An 18500-nucleotide genomic window follows, 5' to 3' on the forward strand; every position below is an offset into this window, starting at 1 on the left:
AACCGGCCCTGCTTATGGCGCTTTGGCTAATAAGATGTCAGCCATGACGCTGTTATTGATGTTCTCGCCGCACAGCATTTTCATCAGCACTTCACTGCCGAGTTGTGACAGGGAGAAGGTCATATCCGCATGCAGCAGGCGCATTTTGTCGCGGTTCTCTTCCTGATTCACCACGGTCACGGTTTTCACGCCTTCACCGGCCAGCTGTTTCACCGCCAGCAGCGCAAAGGTGTTATCCGCGTCATTATCACTGATAGCCATCACACAGCGGGCATCTTTGACATTGGCTTCATTCAGGGTTACAGCATCGGCACTGTCACCGGCAACGGTCACGGTGCCGTCAGGGAAGTGTGCTTTGTCCTCATCAGAACAGATCACCACCACCTGCAAACCGCGTTTTTTCAGTCCCTTATAAATACTGACCGCCAGCGGATTCGCGCCGATAACAACATAATGCTCTTTCATGTGTAACAACCTCTTTTTGACAATCTCGCGTGTGCCGCGCAGGACGACACCCACAATGTACACAATGGATGTGGTGAAAATCGTGATACCGAACACCACCACCGTCAGGGTAAACATCCGTGCTTCCACACTGATCGGGATGATATCCCCGAAGCCGACTGTGGTCATACAGACCAGGGCAAAATAGAACGCCGCTGAGATATCGGTGACATGCGGCTGGAACTCATTACCGAGATACAGGGTGCCGAAGACGGAATACACCACCAGCAGGATAATACTGCTGACCGCCACCACCCCGGCACTGGTCAGGCTGTGATGCGGGAACTGCCGCCACAGACAGCCGGCCGCAATCAGCAGCGCCAGCGAGAACAGCCCCTGCAGCGAGTATTCCCGGGCCAGCCCCAGATCCATCAGCACCATCGTGAGCAGGATAAACAGGGAGAACAGCCAGGCGATACGTGCGCCGGTCAGCATCAGCAACGCCAGCAGTGCCAGCAGTAACCCCAGCATAAAGCGGGGAATATCCAGCAGTTTGATAAACCCGAGCGACTGTAACCACGCAGTGAAACCGCCGTCCTGCCAGGCAATATCCCCGGTATAGGAAAACAGCACCGGCGACAGGATCATCACCCCGTCAATAAACAGCAGTACCGACAGGATCACCCGCAGACTCAGTAATTCATGTAACCCGGTTTTCAGCAGATTAGTCTGCATATTTCTCCCCTTTTACTGACGGTGTTCCGGCATGATGTCCTGATTCGGTACCAGGAACAGCCAGGAAGCCAGAACGAACGGCATGGTCAGTGTCGGAATGCCGAACGGCGATACCACCACATCCAGCGCGCCCTGGACAAACACCGTGAAAATCACACCCACAACGGTATACACCAGCACTTTGAAGCTCGGTTTGTTAAATGTGGAGCCCAGCGCGATTGCGGTTAACACGGCGCTGAAGGAATACAGTCCGGTATGCACACTGCCGAAATCCGCTTTCAGGAAAGATGCCACCCCAAAAGCCAGCAGTGAGCCGAGCACCGCAAAGACCGCCGCCCACACCGAGCTGACCGCCAGACCGATCACAAACAGAATGCCCACCGTGATACTGCTCAGCAGGAAGACCTCTGACACACCGCGGAAAATATCCGGGATCAGATCGGAATACGGGATCCCTGCGATCGGTGCCACATACTGATCCGGCAGTGCCGGTCCCGGCAGGCTGACGCCCTTGATGCCGAAGAAACTGTAGCTGGCCAGCAGGATAGTCCAGGTCACCAGCACGAAAGGCGCGGTCAGCGCCGCCACTTTCCAGTTTTTCAGGAAATCGGTCAGTGAAATGGTGGCGATCACCGCCACGATACTGCCGAGCACAATGGCCGCCCACATAAACGGTGTGTTATTCAGAAAGGTCGGCAGCGCCACACCGACCAGACAGCCGTTATAACCGTACAGCCCGGCACGCAGTGAGGTGACATCCATTTTGCTGACATACGCGGTCAGCGTGGATACCACGGTACCGAGCAGACAGCCCCAGCCGACTGCCGGAATGCCTTCACTGTATGCACCAATAAAAATAGCGGCGAAAAAGAACAGCCCGGTCAGCGGGTTGTTCTGAAACATCACCTGTGCACAGCCGCGCAGTGTGATATCAATAAAGTGTATGACAGGATTGGATCCGGCCAGTTTATTCCAGCCGTTCTGACTGACTGTTGAAGTTGCCATCGTCTTTCCCCTGAAGGTAAACCGGATAAAGGGACTGATTATGCTGATAATAACCAGTCCCCTGAGTAACCACCGGTGTTATCCTGCAGCGCATCAGCGCCACAGGAACGGTTTTTGCAATGTGATGCCGAGGATTTCTTCCCGGGCGATTTGCCAGAAATAACGGACAGCTTCTTTGGTTTTCGGGCTGTCGATTCCCAGCACTTTGAAGACCAGACCACATTCGTTCGGCAACTGCGTTGCCCCGAATGCAACCTCTTCATCCGTGTCATAACGGGCTTCCAGGCGCTCCAGGATACGGGCATGATGCTCTTTCGGTGTCAGTAAAATCACATTACCGAAGACATCAAATCCCCCCATCACGCCGACCACATTCAGGGCTTCTTTTTTCGGTTCCAGAATGTATTTTTCAACAAATAATTCTTTCCCCTCATTATCTTCCGCCCTGATCTTTGATGAAAAAATATCAAATCCGAACTGTTCATCCGGATGGTGATATTTCCGTCCCGACATCAGGATCTCGGAATAGATCATCGTGGCCGTCGGATCAATCGTTATCTGTGTGTCCGTTAAAAAACGGGCATTACGGTGCGGGATAATCGGATCCGGCATAAACTCCAGATAACCGCCTGCTTCCACCACCACATTCTGGTACTGCGTGGCGTAGTTCGCCTCCATCATGTGGATTTTGGTGGCGGACTGTGTGGTGACATGGGCGCACGCCCCTTCTTCCACAATCAAATCCAGTGCCTGGCGGTCGCCCTGTAACAGGCAGCCGGAGGTGGAAATCATAGTGACACACGGCATCTGCGGCATCATTTCATCCCAGTACAGCGCGCGCTGCACCAGAGAGGGCACACGGCGCTCCATTTCCACCATTTCACTGCGGTATTCCCGTTTGGCAAACCGCAGTTTCAGATAGCCGCTTTTCCCGATGGCACCACTTTGCATCTGTTTTGGCTCATCCTGGTAAGGCGCCATTTCCGGCGCCTTTTCCCCTAAGAGATGAGCCCGGAGACGTGTCGGCGTCCCCGCGATCTCAGCCCTCAGTTGTGTCATGCTTTTGCTCCCGCCTGGTGGGTGAACAGGAATTTATCCATGATCATATCCACCAGCTCCACCACGCCTTCGCCGGTTTTGCAGTTGGTCATGACATACGGACGGTTGCCGCGCACCACTTTGGTGTCACTTTCCATGACTTCCAGGCTGGCACCGACATACGGTGCGAGGTCGATTTTGTTGATCACCAGGATATCCGCCTGCACCAGGCCCGGACCGTTTTTACGCGGGATTTTTTCCCCTTCCGCCACATCGATGACGTAGATATAGAAGTCAGCAAGCGCCGGGCTGAAAGTCAGCGTCAGGTTATCGCCGCCGCTTTCGATCATGATGACATCGCTGTCCGGGAAGCGCTCTTCCATATCTTCCACGGCAGCAATGTTCATGCTCGGGTCTTCGCGCACAGCAGTGTGCGGGCAGGCACCGGTTTCAACACCGAGGATTTTCTCTTCGTCGAGGATCCCTTTCAGGGTACGTTTGACCTGTTTTGCATCTTCGGTGGTCACGATGTCATTGGTGATGATTAACGGCTTGATCCCGCGCTCAATCAGGATCGGAGTGATCACTTCAATGATCGCTGTTTTGCCTGAGCCAACAGGGCCGCCGATGCCGATCCGTGTCATTTTTTTCATCAGTATACTCCCGGAAAATAAGTCAGCCGCCGGTCAGTTCATAAACAGGCGGACAAAAGATTTGGTATGAACTGCCGCAAGGACGTCGATCACCGGCACATAGGAAGACATCTGTTCAATGTCGCCGCAGGCTGCGATATCGCAGAAGGTTTCAATGTCGTTGTTCAGTTCAAATAAAATGTGCTGTGTTTCAAAGTGCGTGATCCGCATCAGGCGCATGGCGGCGCTGAGGATCGTCATTGCGATCCCGTACTGATGCATAACCACGACTTCACGCTCGCCGATACCCTGTACCGCCATCACAATAGCCTGAGTGACAGGCTGGGTGCCCGGGGTGTCCCCGCTTTTAATTTGTGCCAGCCACCAGGCCACGAGCGGATCGTCAAAAATATGAACGGAAATTTCCGCCAGTTTTTTCCCCATCCGTGTCGCCATCAGGCGGGCTTCTTCATTCAGTTTACGGTTATTCACCGCCCGGTCGACCCGCAGAATGGCATCATTGTCACCGGCAAGTACTGCGCGGTGTGCCGCGACAACGGCAATACCGTCACCGCTCGCCGCCTGCTTCAGTGCGGTGCGGACAAAGCCTTTCAGGGTTTCGGCATCATGTACCACGCCCGTCTGAATCGCCGATTCCACACCGTTTGAGAAAGTAAAGGCGCCGACGGGAAGTGCCGAATCACCAAACTGCATGATCCGGATAAGATCAGCCGCTTTCATCACACGTTCTCCCGTTCCGGTCTGTCAGTGTTTGTGATCATGGTCGTGATCGTGGTGATGATCATGACTGTGACCGTGGTCGTGACTGTGGTCATGGTCATGGCTGTGCCCGTGATCGTGGCCATGTGAATGTGAGTGCCCGTGGTTATGTGCCACATGCACGTGAGTATCTGTCTCTTCCGCGCCGCCGAACAGCAGACGGGATTCTGAGTTGGTCAGGATCGGCAGAATGGTTTCGCCTTTGACGAAAGCAAACGTATCATTGCCGAAGCCGTGAGTGCGCATCACCGATTCCATCACTTTTTCACTGACGGTCAGCGGGACATACACCTTGTTTTCTTTGATAACGGCTTTCCAGTGCTGGTTACCGAGCGCATGACCCAGTTCAAAACTGATGCGGATCTGCTCTTCCGGCGTGCTGCCCTGAAGACGTTTGAGATCAACAACCATGACATCACGCAGATCGATCTGGACGACAACCATGGTATTAGCGGCATCATCGGTGTGGATCACATCTCCGTCAGACAACAGCACGTTGCGATCCAGCGCGATCCCGATATCCAGCCCGTTTTGGGTGTGTTTACGGCAGCGGCTTTTCTGGGCTTCCCGCTGATCGAGGATCAGCATATCCACCGTCATGTCGTTCGCTTTATCAGCCCACGCCTGATCTTTTCTGACGTTGCCGAGAATGTGCTCAATGAGGATCATGGAATTACCTTTTTGTTATGCCCGGCGGGCTGAACAACACCCGCCGGGGAAGTCAGTTAACCCGGGACCTTTCAGCCCCGGATTCTGTTAACCAAAGAAATAACGCTGGTTCATTGCCGCTACCGAGATTGGCTGGCAGGTCGCGTGTTCCCCGTTAACTTTCACCGCGAAGGTTTCCGGATCCACTTCGATATCCGGGGTTTCGCCGTTACGGACCAGGTCGCGTTTGGTGGTGGTGCGCATGCCCTGCACCGCGACAACTTCGCGCTCCAGACCGGCTTTCTCTTTCACACCATCTTCCAGTGCTGCCTGAGACACGAAAGTCACACAGGTATCCTGCAGGGTTTTACCCATCGCACCAAACATCGGACGATAGAAGACCGGCTGCGGTGTCGGCAGGGAAGCGTTAGGGTCACCCATCGCTGCCCAGTTGATCATGCCGCCTTTGATAACCAGTTTTGGTTTCGCGCCGAAGAAACGCGGATCCCACAGAACCAGGTCAGCCATTTTGCCGACTTCGACTGAGCCGAGAACATGGCTGATACCCTGGGCAATCGCCGGGTTAATGGTGATTTTTGCCACGTAACGCAGAACACGGAAGTTATCGTTACCCGCCGCATCTTCCGGCAGTTTGCCGCGCGCCGCTTTCATGGCGTTAGCGGTCTGGATCACACGCAGCCAGTTCTCACCGACACGACCCATCGCCTGGGAGTCACTGGAGAACATGGAGATTGCACCCATATCATGCAGCACGTTTTCCGCTGCGATGGTTTCCGGACGCACACGGCTTTCCGCGAAGGAAACGTCAGCCGGCACATTCGGGTTCAGGTTGTGACATACCATGATCATGTCGAACAGTTCTGCCTGGCTGTTGATGCCGTACGGCAGGGTCGGGTTGGTGGAGCTCGGCAGCACGTTCGGCTGGCTGACCACTTTGATGATGTCCGGCGCATGACCACCGCCCGCACCTTCGGTGTGGTAAGTATGGATAGTACGGCCTTCAAAGGCTTCGATGGTATCTTCCACATACCCGCCTTCGTTCAGACTGTCAGTGTGTACCGCAACCTGGATATCATAGTCATCTGCCACACGCAGGGCATGACGGATGGCGTTGGAAGTTGCACCCCAGTCTTCGTGGACTTTCAGACCGGCAACACCGGCAATGATCTGTTCAACCAGCGGATCGCGGGCAAAAGAGTTACCTTTCCCGAGCATACCGACGTTAACCGGTAAACCTTCCAGTGAACGCAGCATCGCGCGGATGTTCCACGGACCGGCGGTAACGGTTGTCCCGTTGGTGCCGTCTGTCGGCCCGATACCACCGCCGAAGAAGGTGGTGACACCGTTGGACAGCGCCGCATAAGCCTGCTGTGGTGAAATCAGGTGAATATGGGTATCAATACCCGCCGCTGTCAGGATCAGATGCTCACCGGAGATAGCATCAGTCGATACCCCGGCAACCATTCCCGGGGTGATACCGTCCTGGAGATTCGGGTTACCGCTCTTACCGATACCGACGATTTTACCGTCCTTCACACCCACGTCCGCTTTGATAACGCCTAATTTGGCATCGACGATAGTAACGTTGGTGATCACCAGGTCGAGCACACCGTTATCGCTGGTCAGTGTGTTGTTCGCACCCATCCCGTCACGGAGGGATTTCCCGCCGCCGTAAACAGATTCTTCACCGTAACCGCGTAAGTCTTTTTCAATTTCGATATAGAGATCAGTATCACCAAGACGGATTTTGTCTCCGGTGGTCGGCCCGAACAGGCCGCAATATTCTTGTCTGGAAATCTGTGGCATAACGTGTTCCTTATTTCGTTCAGGATGCCTGTGCATCACTGCCGGAAAATCGTGTCAGGACGGAGAATTACTTATTCGCTTCTGCTTTATGGCTGAAACCGCGGGCAATTGCCTCGTTCAGGGCAATCGCTTTTGCCGGACGTTCGCTGATGGCCACATTATTACCGGCCCAGCCGTCCACCAGGTTGTTAAACCCGTACACTGTCTGTTTGCCGCCGTAAGGAATAAGAGAAACTTCAGTTTCATCGCCCGGCTCAAAACGGATGGCAGTCGTGGATGAAATATTCAGGCGTTTGCCGTAAGCCGCTTCACGATCGAATTCCAGGGCATGGTTCACTTCAAAAAAGTGAAAATGCGAACCGATCTGAATCGGGCGATCCCCGGTATTACGGACTTTAATTTTGGTTTCCGGCTTACCGGCATTAAATTCAATCGGGGTATCCGCAAAAATGACTCCGCCTAACGGCGTGGGTTGTTTTGTATTGCTCATAATCAGAACCTCACCTTTTTGCTGTACGTTTATTTGATTGGGTTATGAACCGTCACCAGACGGCTGCCGTCTGTGAAAATCGCCTCAACCTGCACATTCGGGATTAAATCATCCACCCCTTCCATCACATCGGCTTTGGTCAGCACAGTAGCGGCTTCTTTCATCACATCTTCCACTGTTTTGCCGTCACGGGCGCCTTCCAGTGCTGTTACCGTGATAATCGCGACCGCTTCCGGGTAGTTCAGTTTTACCCCTCTGTCACGGCGTCGCTGTGCGACATCCGCCAGGGTGTATATCATCAGCTTTTCAACTTCTCTCGGGGTTAATTGCATAACGCCTCCACAATTGAATGAAACCAGAGTCATCAGACAGCAATCCGGGAATTTTCGGTTTCCGGGTCACCGTGATTTCAGTTTTTATTTCAGTGGCGCATCCGCTGAATGCAGACACAATCCGCCACTGACCGCCGGACATGCGCAGGCGCACACCCGGAAATACTAAAGTGTGAAAAATGTAAGCTGTTAATCAGCCATAAAAAAATAAATCATTCACCGCTGTTCTCCTGAATAAGAAAACGATGTTCAGATCCCTTGATGACTATGCAGTGTTTCCGTTACCGCATATAGATGAATTAATATCTGCTACTGTGTTTAAATATAAAATCAATCACCATACTGATTTTCAGTAAATAAATAATAAATACTCAGATAAAGACTAAATAAAACGGATTATCATCTGAGTTTATTCTGCCCGGACAAAAAGCGGTGCTCCGGCAATGCATCCCACAGTGACTGCAGCCACGGGCTGCCTTTCCCGTTCAGTAACGCCTGCGATGTCAGTGTTTCCTGTAAAACCCCGTGACGCAACACCGCAATCCGGTCAGCAAAGCGGGCTGCCATTGCCAGATCATGCGTGACCCACAATACACCGCGCCCGTCCGCACACAGCACTTTCAGGTGTGCGAGTATCTGCCCTGCGTGTTCATCATCCAGCCAGGAGGTAATTTCATCCGCCAGAATATACTGCGCCCCGGTCAGGGTCGCGCCACAGGTCAGCACCCGTTTGGCCATCCCGCCTGAGAGCCGGTTCGGAAAGGCGCCCGTCAGCTCAGGCCGGAGGTTATAACGTTGCAGCTGACGCGCCACATCGTGCATCTTCACATGCATGCCGCTGAGCGTGGCTGCGCGTTCCAGCTGCGGGCCGACCCGCACCAGCGGATTGAGCGCGCTCACCCCCTGCGGCACATAACACAGGGTGTTGCCGCGGTGCAGCTGCTTACTCTCTTCCGTCAGGGTTTCCCCCGCCAGCGAAATAGCGCCCCGGCAGCGCATATTGTCCGGCAGCAGCCCCAGCGCACTCTGCAGCAGCAGACTTTTGCCTTCCCCGCTGCTGCCGACCAGCGCCACCAGCTCACCGGGCTGAACCGCCAGGGAAATATCTGTCAGCAGCGGCTGCCAGCGTTTTTTCCGCAGCCAGCTGAACTGCGCGACATCAATGGCAAGCCGGTCAAATTTCAGCATTATGCGATCCTCAGCCAGAGCTGTTGTAAGGCTTTCGCAAACTGATCAAACAGTAACACCAGTCCGACCAGCACCAGTCCCGGGAAAAATGCCAGCCACCAGGCACCGGTACTGAGATAGCGCAGTGCATCTGACAGCAGGATCCCCAGTGATGCCTCATGCGGCGCAAGCCCGAAGCCCAGAAAACTGAGCGCCGCACTGTGCAGTACCGAATGCGGGAACATCAGCAGTGTGCCGACAATCCACTGCGGTAATAACATTGGCAGATAATGATGACGCCAGCAATACAACCGTGAATTTCCCATACGCTGCGCCAGCATCACATAATCCGTTTCCCGTACCCGCAAAATTTCTGAGCGCAGGATCAGCGTCAGTTTCGGCCAGTGTGTCAGCGCTACCGCCCAGATCACGCCGGATTTTCCGCCGCCCAGAGTGAAACAGATTAAAATCAGCAGCAGCAGGTGCGGCAGTGCCAGCAGTGCATCAATCACCCCGCGCACCAGATAATCTGTCCCTTTGTTAATTGTTGATAACCCGGCCATCGTCAGCGCCACCAGCCCGCTGGTCAGGGCGGAAATCAGCCCGATCTGCAGACTGGTTGCCATCCCCTGAAAGGTACGATCCCACAGATCACGCCCCAGGCTGTCAGTGCCGAACCAGTGCGCGACAGACGGTGCCTGCCGCCGCGCCAGGAAATCCATATCAATATCAGTGTGTGTGATCCAGATGGCATACACGCCCAGCAGGATCAGCATCAGTAATGTGCCCGTCAGTTTTAACAGCGCGCGGTTCGGGTTATGCGTCATGATTCGCGGATCACTCCCTGATTCACGCGGCGCAGTAAAATATCCGCCGTGCTGTTACCGATAAAAATCAGGATCGCGCAAAACATTACAATGCCCATCAGCAGCGGGATATCCCCCCGCAGCCCCGCGTCTATCGTCGCCTGTCCCAGTCCCGGATAGGCGAACACTTTCTCCGCCAGCAGCGAACCGCTCAGCAGTTCCCCCACAGAGGCAAACTGTAAACAGAGTGCCGGGGTAATGGCGTGACGCAGCACATGAAATTTAATCATCGGCCAGCCTTTATCCCCCTGCGCTTTCGCATAACGGATAAATTCGGTCCCCATCACTTCCGCCACTTTTGCCCGTGTGTGCAGGGCAATATTACCGACACCGAGTAAGCCCAGCGCCAGCACCGGCAGAATCAGGTGATGAATTTTCTGCCCGAAGGTTGCTGTATCCGCATCCTCGCCCATCGGCCAGGCACAACAGATTGGTGCCCAGTTCAGGGTGACCGCAAACAGCGACAACAGCAGCAACCCTATCCAGAATGTCGGTATCGAAGCCAGCAGATACGACAGCGCCGAAATCATTTTGTCCGGCCAGCGGTTCAGGTAACGCCCGGCCACCAGCCCCAGCAGCAGCCCGGCAATACCCGAGAGCAGCCAGGCGCTGATAAGCAGTGCCAGTGACGGCCCGAGCCGTGCCGAAATCACCTCTGACACCGGCGCGTTATACAGCATGGAGTAACCGAGGTCGCCCCGCAGCATCTGTGAGAACCAAATCCAGAACCGCTGCCACAGCGGCTGATCCAGTCCCCAGCGGGCTGCAATCGCCGGATATTGCTCCGGCGGTACATGCAGCAGATCATTTCCGATATAGGCTCTGATCGGGTCTATCGGCGAATAACTGAGGAGGATAAACACCCCCGCCGCCGTGACCGTCAGCAAACAAACAAACCGCACGAAAAGGAACAGGGCACTGCGCATTATTTACAGGTCCAGGCCCAGTCATCCACACTGTTGAGCAGTGACCATGATCCGTGGATCTCCGGTGCACCCTTGCCCAAATCAACACAATCACTCACCACATAGGTATGCTGCACATTCAGCAGCCACGCCCAGGCGGCATCCCCTTTAATCCCGGTACCGGTTTTGCCGTTCCAGTCCACCTGCTGCCAGACAGGAATAGCCGCTTCCTGATCCGGCGCACTCATGGCTTTCTCAAGGATGGCATCCACCTGCGGATTTTTGTAATAGCCCGGGTTGTAGAATTCCACACCCGCTGCTTTGCTGCTGTAGTGATGGACTAACTCCATCGGATCCAGACTGCCCCAGCCGAACAGGGTCGGGTTGGCGTGCATATGGCGCTCGACGGTTTCCCAGCTGCCGGACTGTAAATCCAGTTCAATGCCGATGGGTTTCAGGAAGGCGCGGATAGCCTGTGCCAGGTCACGGCGGGTGGTATCCCCGCTGGTGTACCACAGCGTCAGTCTGGCGACTTTGCCGTCTTTCTCACGCAGCCCGTCTTTATTCAGTTTCCAGCCGGCTTCTTCCAGAATCTGTTTGGCTTTTTCCGCATCACCATCTTTAAAGGCGGCTTCCGGATTGTTCCACGGCAGCCCGTGAACACCGGTAAAGGCCGGTACGGCGTACCCTTCCATCACCTGTTCAGACAGCAGTTTGCGGTCAATCGCGTAGTTGATGGCTTTACGGATGGCGATATCGGCAGTGATATCGTTACCGATCGGATAACCCTGTGCGTCTTTTTCACCGGCTTTCGGAATCGGGAAGACAATACCGCGGTTTTCCACGCTGGCACGCTCCACCAGTTTCATTCCTTTGACATCACCGGCAGTCGCAGCGATCACCGGCGGAATGCGGACAACCTCAAGCTGACGGCTCTGTGCGGCAGCAAAGGCAGAATCTTCATCCAGGAAGACAAACACCAGCTTGTTAAAGTCATTTTTCGGCCCGGCATAATACGGGTTAGCCTCAACAATCAGCTGCTGTCCCGGCTGGAAAGCCACCAGACGATACGGCCCGGCACCCACCGGTTTTTGGGCATACTGTCTGGCATCGTATTTATCAGCGGACACAATCCCGAGAGAGCCGAGCACGTTGATAAAGGTACTCTGTGGTTCGGACAGGGTGATTTTCACTGTCAGCGGGTCAATTTCCTCCGCTTTGGCAAAGTTACCCATATCGATTTTGCCGCCGCCGGCGGCGGCATTGTTATAAGTGAACGCCACATCTTTGGCGGTCAGCGGGGAGCCGTCTGAGAATTTCAGGTCTTTTTTCAGCTTCAGTGTCCACTCTTTGCCGTCGGCATTATGGTCGTAGCTGTCCAGCAGATAGCTGTGCCAGGAAAGATCGGCCTTTTGTTTGAGCAGCGGGCTGTGCAGTAACAGATAACTGCCGTGGCTCCAGCCGAGCATCGGGTCAAACCCTTCTGTCGGTTCTGCACCGATGGCCAGCCGCAATGTATGACCGGTATTTTCTGCCGCAGCCAGCGCTGAAGCACTGATTGCTGTACCTAACAGCAGAGAGACGAGTGTTCTTGCAAAAACTGACTTTTTAGTCATTATTCATCCTTACCTAACTAAAATTTTCATTATTTAATTTTAAGTTAATCCGGTATTACGAAAAATCACCTGTAAAAATTAATCTACCAAAGAAAACAGAGTTTATGCCACTAAAATCACGTCCGGAAATGATGCATACTAATGAATCGTGGTAAAAATCGGATTTCTCATATATTAAATTCTTTTATTCAATATTGCTGCTGAATAATAACGCTATTTCATGTTTCTCTGATAATTCACAAATGAAATATTTTGTAACACATTACCCATAAACAGACCAAAATTGATGATTTACCAAGATATTATACTTATTACACATGAGCTCCGGGGGAGTATTATCAGCACCACCGCTGCCCCTTTTTTTGCAGTGTAGCACACTCTTTTTGAGAATGACGGTTGAATTTCCCGCAGCAAAATAGGTTAATTAAATTAACTATTTTCATTTTGAAAATAATATCGGCATACGTCATAACAGCATTTTATCCAGGTCTGAACAGGCTTTACTGTGCCTGTTACAATATGAGTGGCTGAAACTCATTCAGATAAATTAAGAAAACCCATATAAAAACCGAAATATTGAACAGGGAAAAGATCACATAAGAAATAAAAACACGGAAAATACAGACAATTCCTGGTAATAAAAATGAAATTTCGGGAATTGTCTGCTGGTTACAGGTAAAAACCGATGGGGGTGACTATCTCAATATGGCCGTTTCTGCCGCGTTCCTTTGGCGGCAGCGGAAAAGGGGATGCCCGTTGCACGGTGGCAAGTGCTTCTTTATCAAGCAATTTTGTGCCGGATGAATTGACCAGCTCCGCAGAGATGACATTTCCCTGCATGTTCAGTGTTACTTTCACATGAGAAACACCGGTGGACTTATAACGCAGCAGCGCACGCGGATAACGTTTGTATTTCGCCAGGTGCGAATGTACTGCGCTTTCCCAGCCGGTGCTGCCGCTGACCGGCTGCGGTGCATGACTGGTAAAATCCGCGCGGCTCGCGGAACTGTCGCCCTGATGCGGCGCAGAAGTGCTTTCTGCCAGTACCGGGGACGGGTTATCCGTTTCCGGCATTTTGATTTCCGTCAGCGGCTTTTGTTCCGCTTTTTTCTTTGGTTTCTCCGCTTTCCGCGTCCAGGTGCCCTGATCAGAAACCGCCAGTTTATCGACAGCAGATTCCCGCTCCGGCTCAGCCACCGGCTGTGGTGCCGGTTGTGACATCACCTGTCTGACGCCTTCCGCTTTTTCCGGCGGTGCACTTTCCAGCTGATAAACGCCCGCTGTCAGCACAAACGCCGGGGGCAGCATACCTTTAGGCTCATCCGCTGAAAAGCTCAGCCAGCCCAGAAACAATGCCAGCAGCAGCGCGTGAGCACCCACACTGGCAGCCGTGCCGCAGACTGAATATCGCCTGTTCTGACAACAGGCCGCAGCCATATTCAACATCACTCAACTCACTTTTTAATCGTTATTCACGTATTTCAATTTGTAAAATTACAGGCATAATGATAACGCAAATGATATTTCTTTTTATTATTAAATAATAATTCAAATAACAACAATGAGATTTTTTGGATTTTTCTAAGCAATGCGTAATGACTCCTTCAATTACGATGACTTCGGCACACACCAGAAAAATGACGACTGAAAAATCGGTAAGCAGGCTTATCGCCGGCGCTTATCACTCAACCTACCATCAGCTTGTCCGCTTCTTCCATAAGCGGCTGGGCAACAGTCAGGATGCTCGGGATTTGTCGCAGGATGTGTTTGCCCGCTGGCTCAAAGGCGGCAACGAGACATCTGTGCAGGAAACCCGCGCGTTCCTGTTTAAGATCGCCAATAATGTGCTGACCGATCACTGGCGCCACAGCCGGCGGAAGGGACGTGACCGTGTCAGTGAGTGGGATGATTCACCGGCGGCGGACGTGGCACAGGAGGAAGCCGATCCTCAGGTACAGCTCGAACACCGGCAGCGCCTGGACAGGCTGTATCACGTGCTGAATGCACTGCCGCCCCGTCAGCGGGAAGCCTTTGTGCTTTACCGGTTTGACGGACTTTCGCAAAGTGACATTGCAGAACGGATGGATATTTCTGTCAGTATGGTGGAAAAGCATATCGCCCGTGCCCTGCTGCAATGTAAACGCGCCATGAATGCCGCAGAACAGAAGGACGGGGAATGACAGACCGGCGGGAGCAGGACGAACGGGAAGACGCCGCCGCATTATGGTTTACGCGCTGGCACAGCCAGAGCATGACGGCACAGCAGCAGCGGGAATTACAGACATGGCTGGCGGCCTGCCCGGAAAACCGGCAGGCGTTTGATGATATGGCGCTGCTGTGGCAGGAGATGTCGGCTCTGCCGCGCCCGGAAATCACGGAGACCGTACCCGTACGGGCTTTTCCGCTTCTGCGTCCGCTGCGCCATACCCTCGCCGGGCTGTTTATCCTGGTGATGCTGTTTCTGCCCTACAGTCAGTTACCCGCCCTGCTGATGGATAACCTGACACTCGCCACCGCCGCAGAGAGCAAATCCATGATCCTGCCGGACGGCAGCCGTATTTTTCTCAGCCGTGACAGCGAAGCGGATATTGCCTATGAACAGACACACCGCCGCATCACTCTCGTGCGCGGTACCGCCTTTTTTCAGGTGAAATCCAACCCGTGGCGGCCGTTTGTTATCCGCGCGGACGGCAGAGAGATAACCGTTGTCGGCACGGAATTTGATGTCAGCCGCCGGGGAACGGAAGTGGCGGTCTCGGTGGCAAACGGGATTGTCGCCCTGCGGGATGCGCCGGATGAAAAACCGGTGTATCTGCGTGCCGGGGATAAAGCCGTCAGCCCGGCGCCGGGAGCGGCTCTGCTGCTCAGCCACATCCCGCCGGAACAGGCCGGGGAGTGGCGCAACGGACAAATCACCCTCACCGATACACCGCTGCGTGATGTTATTACCCGCCTCGCACCATACGGCAACCGCCCCGTCTCACTTGCCGCCAATGCGGCGGATCTGACCGTCTCCGGCCGGGTCACCCTTTCCGAAACCGATGCCTTTTTCACCGCACTGCCGCTGCTGTTACCGGTTGAGGTCACAGAACTGCATGACGGCAGCCTGTTGATTGTGAAGAAAAATAAAAATTAATGAAAAAAAGAATAATTATCAGGTGAGGATAGTTCTCATTTCCGCGTCTTCTGATACAGGGGATAACTATGACACTTCCGGAAATGATAAAAATGACAATAAAACCATCACCATTCAGCATCAGGGCGGTCAGTTCAGCCATTGTGCTGGCATTCGGGCTGACAGCGCTACCGGCAGGGGCCGCGGATCTCACTCTTGATCTGCCGGAACAGGCACTGAGCCGTTCGCTGAACACCATCGCACAGCAGGGACAAATCCAGTTACTGTATGATGCCGGACAACTCGGCGCACTGCGGGCACCGGCTCTGCACGGCAGCTATTCCGCGCAGACCGCCATTCAGACCCTGCTGGCAGGCTCCGGCCTGACACTGGTACAGCAGGGCAGCAGCTATGTTATCCGTCCGCTGAGCACTGAAGCGGAAACCATTTTAATCCCGGAAACCCGGGTTCAGGGTGAACTGGCTTACCATCCGGCCACCGATGTCATGTCGGCCCCGCAATACATTACCGCAGAGGAGATCCGCCAGCGCAATACCGGTGACGGCAACGTCACGGAACTGCTGCGTACCAACCCTGCCGTACAGTTTGCCGGTAATGACAGTTCGTCCCTCAACCAGGGCGAAATCAAACCGTCGCGGATTTCCATTCACGGCGCATCCAGTTTCCAGAACGCCTATAAACTCGACGGCATCAGCTTTAACAACGATTTCGACCCGGCAAAAGATACCCTGGGAGAAACCTCCACCCGTCTGGACAGCGGCGACCAGGGCATGTATATCGACAGCCGTCTGATCGACAGCGTGACGGTTTACGATAACAACATCCCGGTGGAATTCGGCGGCTTTACCGGCGGCAGTGTGGATGTCACCAGCCGCCGCTGGAACGGCGAAAACAGCGGTCATATGTATTACCGCACCACCCGCTCCGCCTGGAATCATCTGTTTGAGGATTCTTCACAGCCGATCGACTCATCCAAAAATGATATCAGCCACCCGGCCCGTTTCCAGAATGAATATAACAAACACGATTTCGGCGGCTGGTTTGAAGTCGGTGTAACCGAAAACAGCGGCCTGACGGTATCTGCCTCCCGCCGTACCTCCACCATTCCGGCCAATACCTCAGTACTGATGGCGGTGATGGAAGGTGAAGAACTGGTCGGTTATGAGTTTGATAAGCGCAAACGCAACCAGAAACGTACCTCAGACAACCTGTTCGTGAAGTATGCAATGGATCTCTCGCCGGTCACCACGGCGGATATTTCCCTGAATTACTCCGATTACAAAGCACGTTTATTCGCCTCCAATATTGCCAACTCAGGTTATGACAATAACCACAAAGGATTAGGCGTAACCGGTGTTCTGAAGCACCAGACCAGCCTGGCTGATCTGGAATTCACCCTGGGTTATCAGAAACTGAAAGATAACCGCGTGAATGACGAGCAGCATTTTTATGAGCTGAAAGACAGGTTACCGGACGGTAAAACGATTATTAACACCAAAATGGGCGGACTGGGTGATCTGCGGACAGAGCAGGACAATGTCACCACCAAAGCCGTTGCCCGTTTCCTGCCGTCAGAAGGCTTCGGGATCACACACCGCCCGACACTCGGGATGGAATCCACCCATACCAAAGGCCGCTATATCCGCGATAAATCGCATTATCACACCAGTGATGACAAAGCCACTTATGCGGATATGGGCATGGAGATGACCAATATCCACCGTTTCCTGCCGGGAACCGCCTCAGTCAGTTATAACAACTACGCGCTGTTTGCCGATGACAATATTGAGATTGGCCGTCTGACACTGCGTCCGGGTATCCGCGTGGATCGGGATGATTTTGTTCAGCGCACCAATGTCGCACCACGCCTGGCCGCCACTTATGATCTGTTCGGCAATAAAGAAACGCTGCTGATCGCCGGTGCCAACCGTTATTACGGCCGCTCCATGCTGACCTACGCCCTGTACGGTGCACAGAATGCCGGGCTGGAAAAATGCTATATGTGTAACTGGGGAGAAAACTGGATCCCGAGCAATGATTTTGAAGGTCTGGATTCACTGAAAACGCCGTATAACGATGAAATTTCCCTCGGCCTGCAACAGGAAATTCTCAGCACAACGTGGCGTCTGACCTATGTCCACCGTGAAGGTTACGATGAAGTCCGCAGCCGCACCAAATATACCAACCTGACCGGCCCGGACAAATACTCCGACAAAGGCAACATCCGCACCTTTGATAATGCCGGACGCAGCAAACATGACTCCGTCACCCTGGCCGTCAGTAACAGTCAGCCGTGGGAATGGGGGCAGGCAAGCCATGTCTTTACCTCCTCAATCGTCTGGCAGGATACCAAAACCAACTTCCCGTCTGACCAGGGCTATGCCTTCTTTGAGCCGGGCACTGCCATTAACTCCGACAAAGTAATGTACGGCGGCAAAGTAATCGACGTCAGTGATCTGCCTGCCAGTAACTTTAACTCGCCGCTGAAGCTGAACGTCGAGCTGACCAGTGACTGGGATAATTACAATATTTCCTGGTACAACCGCCTGCAATGGTGGGGGGCACGTAATCAGGCTGTCCGTCATGACAACGAAGTGGTCCGTGATCCGCAGTACGGCGAGTTACGTGTCTATCAGAAAGAACATTTCGCATCCAAATTCACCTGGGATACCCGCGTGAACTGGAAACCGGAATTTGCTTACGGCGCGTCTGTCTCGCTGGAAGTAAATAACGTCCTGAATAACAAAAATGTCGCGGATACCTTTATCTATGCCGGTAACAAGGTGATTGCCTATGATCCGGGCCGTCAGTTCTGGTTACAGCTGAATTACGATTTTTAATCTGAGCATGTGAGCAATGTCTCTTAACGTTATGAATAA

At 53.5% G+C, this 18500-nt stretch carries 17 protein-coding genes; 3 read left to right on the plus strand and 14 right to left on the minus strand.

All coding sequences use genetic code 11. The annotated features are described in order from the left end of the window. Positions 1-12: 12 nt before the first annotated feature. From U868_RS0114140 to U868_RS0114205, 14 genes are all read right to left on the minus strand, one after another. The gene (locus U868_RS0114140; protein ID WP_025153856.1) at positions 13-1179 is read right to left on the minus strand and encodes an NAD-binding protein; all 1167 of its coding nucleotides are present in this window, start codon (positions 1177-1179) and stop codon (positions 13-15) included. Positions 1180-1191: 12 nt separating this feature from the next. After that, entirely contained in the window at positions 1192-2184 is a 993-nt protein-coding gene (gene yut, locus U868_RS0114145; protein ID WP_025153857.1) for an urea transporter, read from the minus strand. A 93-nt stretch (positions 2185-2277) separates the two neighbouring features. Then, a complete protein-coding gene (locus tag U868_RS0114150; RefSeq protein ID WP_025153858.1) occupies positions 2278-3243 on the minus strand; it encodes an urease accessory protein UreD in 966 nt (321 codons plus the stop codon). Then, positions 3240-3875, minus strand: coding sequence for an urease accessory protein UreG (gene ureG / locus U868_RS0114155; RefSeq protein ID WP_004237089.1), 636 nt, complete (start codon positions 3873-3875; stop codon positions 3240-3242). Before ureG ends, U868_RS0114150 begins: the two co-directional genes overlap by 4 nt. Before the next feature lie 33 nt (positions 3876-3908). Further along, positions 3909-4595 (minus strand): urease accessory protein UreF, encoded by a 687-nt coding sequence (locus tag U868_RS0114160; protein WP_004237086.1) that lies wholly within the window; start codon positions 4593-4595, stop codon positions 3909-3911. Positions 4596-4619: 24 nt separating this feature from the next. Then, positions 4620-5303, minus strand: a complete 684-nt coding sequence (ureE, locus tag U868_RS0114165; RefSeq protein ID WP_025153859.1) for an urease accessory protein UreE — start codon at positions 5301-5303, stop codon at positions 4620-4622. 87 nt (positions 5304-5390) lie between these two features. After that, on the minus strand, positions 5391-7109 hold the full coding sequence (locus U868_RS0114170; RefSeq protein ID WP_025153860.1) for an urease subunit alpha: 1719 nt from the start codon (positions 7107-7109) through the stop codon (positions 5391-5393). A 67-nt stretch (positions 7110-7176) separates the two neighbouring features. Then, entirely contained in the window at positions 7177-7599 is a 423-nt protein-coding gene (locus tag U868_RS0114175; RefSeq protein ID WP_025153861.1) for an urease subunit beta, read from the minus strand. A gap of 29 nt (positions 7600-7628) precedes the next feature. After that, positions 7629-7931 (minus strand): urease subunit gamma, encoded by a 303-nt coding sequence (locus U868_RS0114180; protein ID WP_025153862.1) that lies wholly within the window; start codon positions 7929-7931, stop codon positions 7629-7631. Positions 7932-8330: 399 nt separating this feature from the next. Further along, complete coding sequence (locus U868_RS0114185) at positions 8331-9119, minus strand: ATP-binding cassette domain-containing protein (protein WP_025153863.1); 789 nt, start codon at positions 9117-9119, stop codon at positions 8331-8333. Continuing rightward, positions 9119-9925, minus strand: a complete 807-nt coding sequence (locus U868_RS0114190) for an ABC transporter permease (RefSeq protein WP_025153864.1) — start codon at positions 9923-9925, stop codon at positions 9119-9121. Before U868_RS0114190 ends, U868_RS0114185 begins: the two co-directional genes overlap by 1 nt. Then, a complete protein-coding gene (locus U868_RS0114195; RefSeq protein WP_025153865.1) occupies positions 9922-10890 on the minus strand; it encodes an ABC transporter permease in 969 nt (322 codons plus the stop codon). Before U868_RS0114195 ends, U868_RS0114190 begins: the two co-directional genes overlap by 4 nt. Next, complete coding sequence (locus tag U868_RS0114200; RefSeq protein ID WP_025153866.1) at positions 10890-12485, minus strand: ABC transporter substrate-binding protein; 1596 nt, start codon at positions 12483-12485, stop codon at positions 10890-10892. Before U868_RS0114200 ends, U868_RS0114195 begins: the two co-directional genes overlap by 1 nt. Positions 12486-13154: 669 nt before the next feature. Continuing rightward, entirely contained in the window at positions 13155-13931 is a 777-nt protein-coding gene (locus U868_RS0114205; RefSeq protein ID WP_025153867.1) for an energy transducer TonB family protein, read from the minus strand. A 191-nt stretch (positions 13932-14122) separates the two neighbouring features. Here U868_RS0114205 and U868_RS0114210 point away from each other — a divergent pair, with 191 nt between their 5' ends. From U868_RS0114210 to U868_RS0114220, 3 genes are all read left to right on the plus strand, one after another. Further along, positions 14123-14665: an RNA polymerase sigma factor gene (locus U868_RS0114210; RefSeq protein WP_025153868.1), complete on the plus strand. Its 543-nt coding sequence runs from the start codon at positions 14123-14125 to the stop codon at positions 14663-14665. After that, the gene (locus U868_RS0114215) at positions 14662-15621 is read left to right on the plus strand and encodes a FecR family protein (protein WP_025153869.1); all 960 of its coding nucleotides are present in this window, start codon (positions 14662-14664) and stop codon (positions 15619-15621) included. The genes U868_RS0114210 and U868_RS0114215 overlap by 4 nt, the downstream gene beginning before the upstream one ends. 68 nt (positions 15622-15689) lie before the next feature. Beyond that, positions 15690-18461: a secretin and TonB N-terminal domain-containing protein gene (locus U868_RS0114220; protein WP_080694366.1), complete on the plus strand. Its 2772-nt coding sequence runs from the start codon at positions 15690-15692 to the stop codon at positions 18459-18461. Positions 18462-18500 lie beyond the last annotated feature (39 nt).

The sequence above is a fragment of the Morganella morganii H1r genome, from assembly GCF_000633515.1.
In the GTDB taxonomy this organism is placed as follows: Bacteria; Pseudomonadota; Gammaproteobacteria; order Enterobacterales; family Enterobacteriaceae; genus Morganella; species Morganella morganii_B.

Bases quoted from the DNA above. Each gene is read 5' to 3' on its own strand.
- U868_RS0114180 (WP_025153862.1), bottom strand. From the start codon at position 7,931: ATGCAATTAACCCCGAGAGAAGTTGAAAAGCTGATGATATACACCCTG.
- yut (WP_025153857.1), bottom strand. From the start codon at position 2,184: ATGGCAACTTCAACAGTCAGTCAGAACGGCTGGAATAAACTGGCCGGA.
- U868_RS0114210 (WP_025153868.1), top strand. From the start codon at position 14,123: ATGACGACTGAAAAATCGGTAAGCAGGCTTATCGCCGGCGCTTATCAC.
- U868_RS0114160 (WP_004237086.1), bottom strand. From the start codon at position 4,595: ATGAAAGCGGCTGATCTTATCCGGATCATGCAGTTTGGTGATTCGGCA.
- ureE (WP_025153859.1), bottom strand. From the start codon at position 5,303: ATGATCCTCATTGAGCACATTCTCGGCAACGTCAGAAAAGATCAGGCG.
- U868_RS0114175 (WP_025153861.1), bottom strand. From the start codon at position 7,599: ATGAGCAATACAAAACAACCCACGCCGTTAGGCGGAGTCATTTTTGCG.
- U868_RS0114205 (WP_025153867.1), bottom strand. From the start codon at position 13,931: ATGTTGAATATGGCTGCGGCCTGTTGTCAGAACAGGCGATATTCAGTC.
- U868_RS0114190 (WP_025153864.1), bottom strand. From the start codon at position 9,925: ATGACGCATAACCCGAACCGCGCGCTGTTAAAACTGACGGGCACATTA.
- U868_RS0114215 (WP_025153869.1), top strand. From the start codon at position 14,662: ATGACAGACCGGCGGGAGCAGGACGAACGGGAAGACGCCGCCGCATTA.
- U868_RS0114170 (WP_025153860.1), bottom strand. From the start codon at position 7,109: ATGCCACAGATTTCCAGACAAGAATATTGCGGCCTGTTCGGGCCGACC.
- U868_RS0114195 (WP_025153865.1), bottom strand. From the start codon at position 10,890: ATGCGCAGTGCCCTGTTCCTTTTCGTGCGGTTTGTTTGTTTGCTGACG.
- U868_RS0114185 (WP_025153863.1), bottom strand. From the start codon at position 9,119: ATGCTGAAATTTGACCGGCTTGCCATTGATGTCGCGCAGTTCAGCTGG.
- U868_RS0114200 (WP_025153866.1), bottom strand. From the start codon at position 12,485: ATGACTAAAAAGTCAGTTTTTGCAAGAACACTCGTCTCTCTGCTGTTA.
- U868_RS0114150 (WP_025153858.1), bottom strand. From the start codon at position 3,243: ATGACACAACTGAGGGCTGAGATCGCGGGGACGCCGACACGTCTCCGG.
- U868_RS0114140 (WP_025153856.1), bottom strand. From the start codon at position 1,179: ATGCAGACTAATCTGCTGAAAACCGGGTTACATGAATTACTGAGTCTG.
- ureG (WP_004237089.1), bottom strand. From the start codon at position 3,875: ATGAAAAAAATGACACGGATCGGCATCGGCGGCCCTGTTGGCTCAGGC.
- U868_RS0114220 (WP_080694366.1), top strand. From the start codon at position 15,690: ATGACACTTCCGGAAATGATAAAAATGACAATAAAACCATCACCATTC.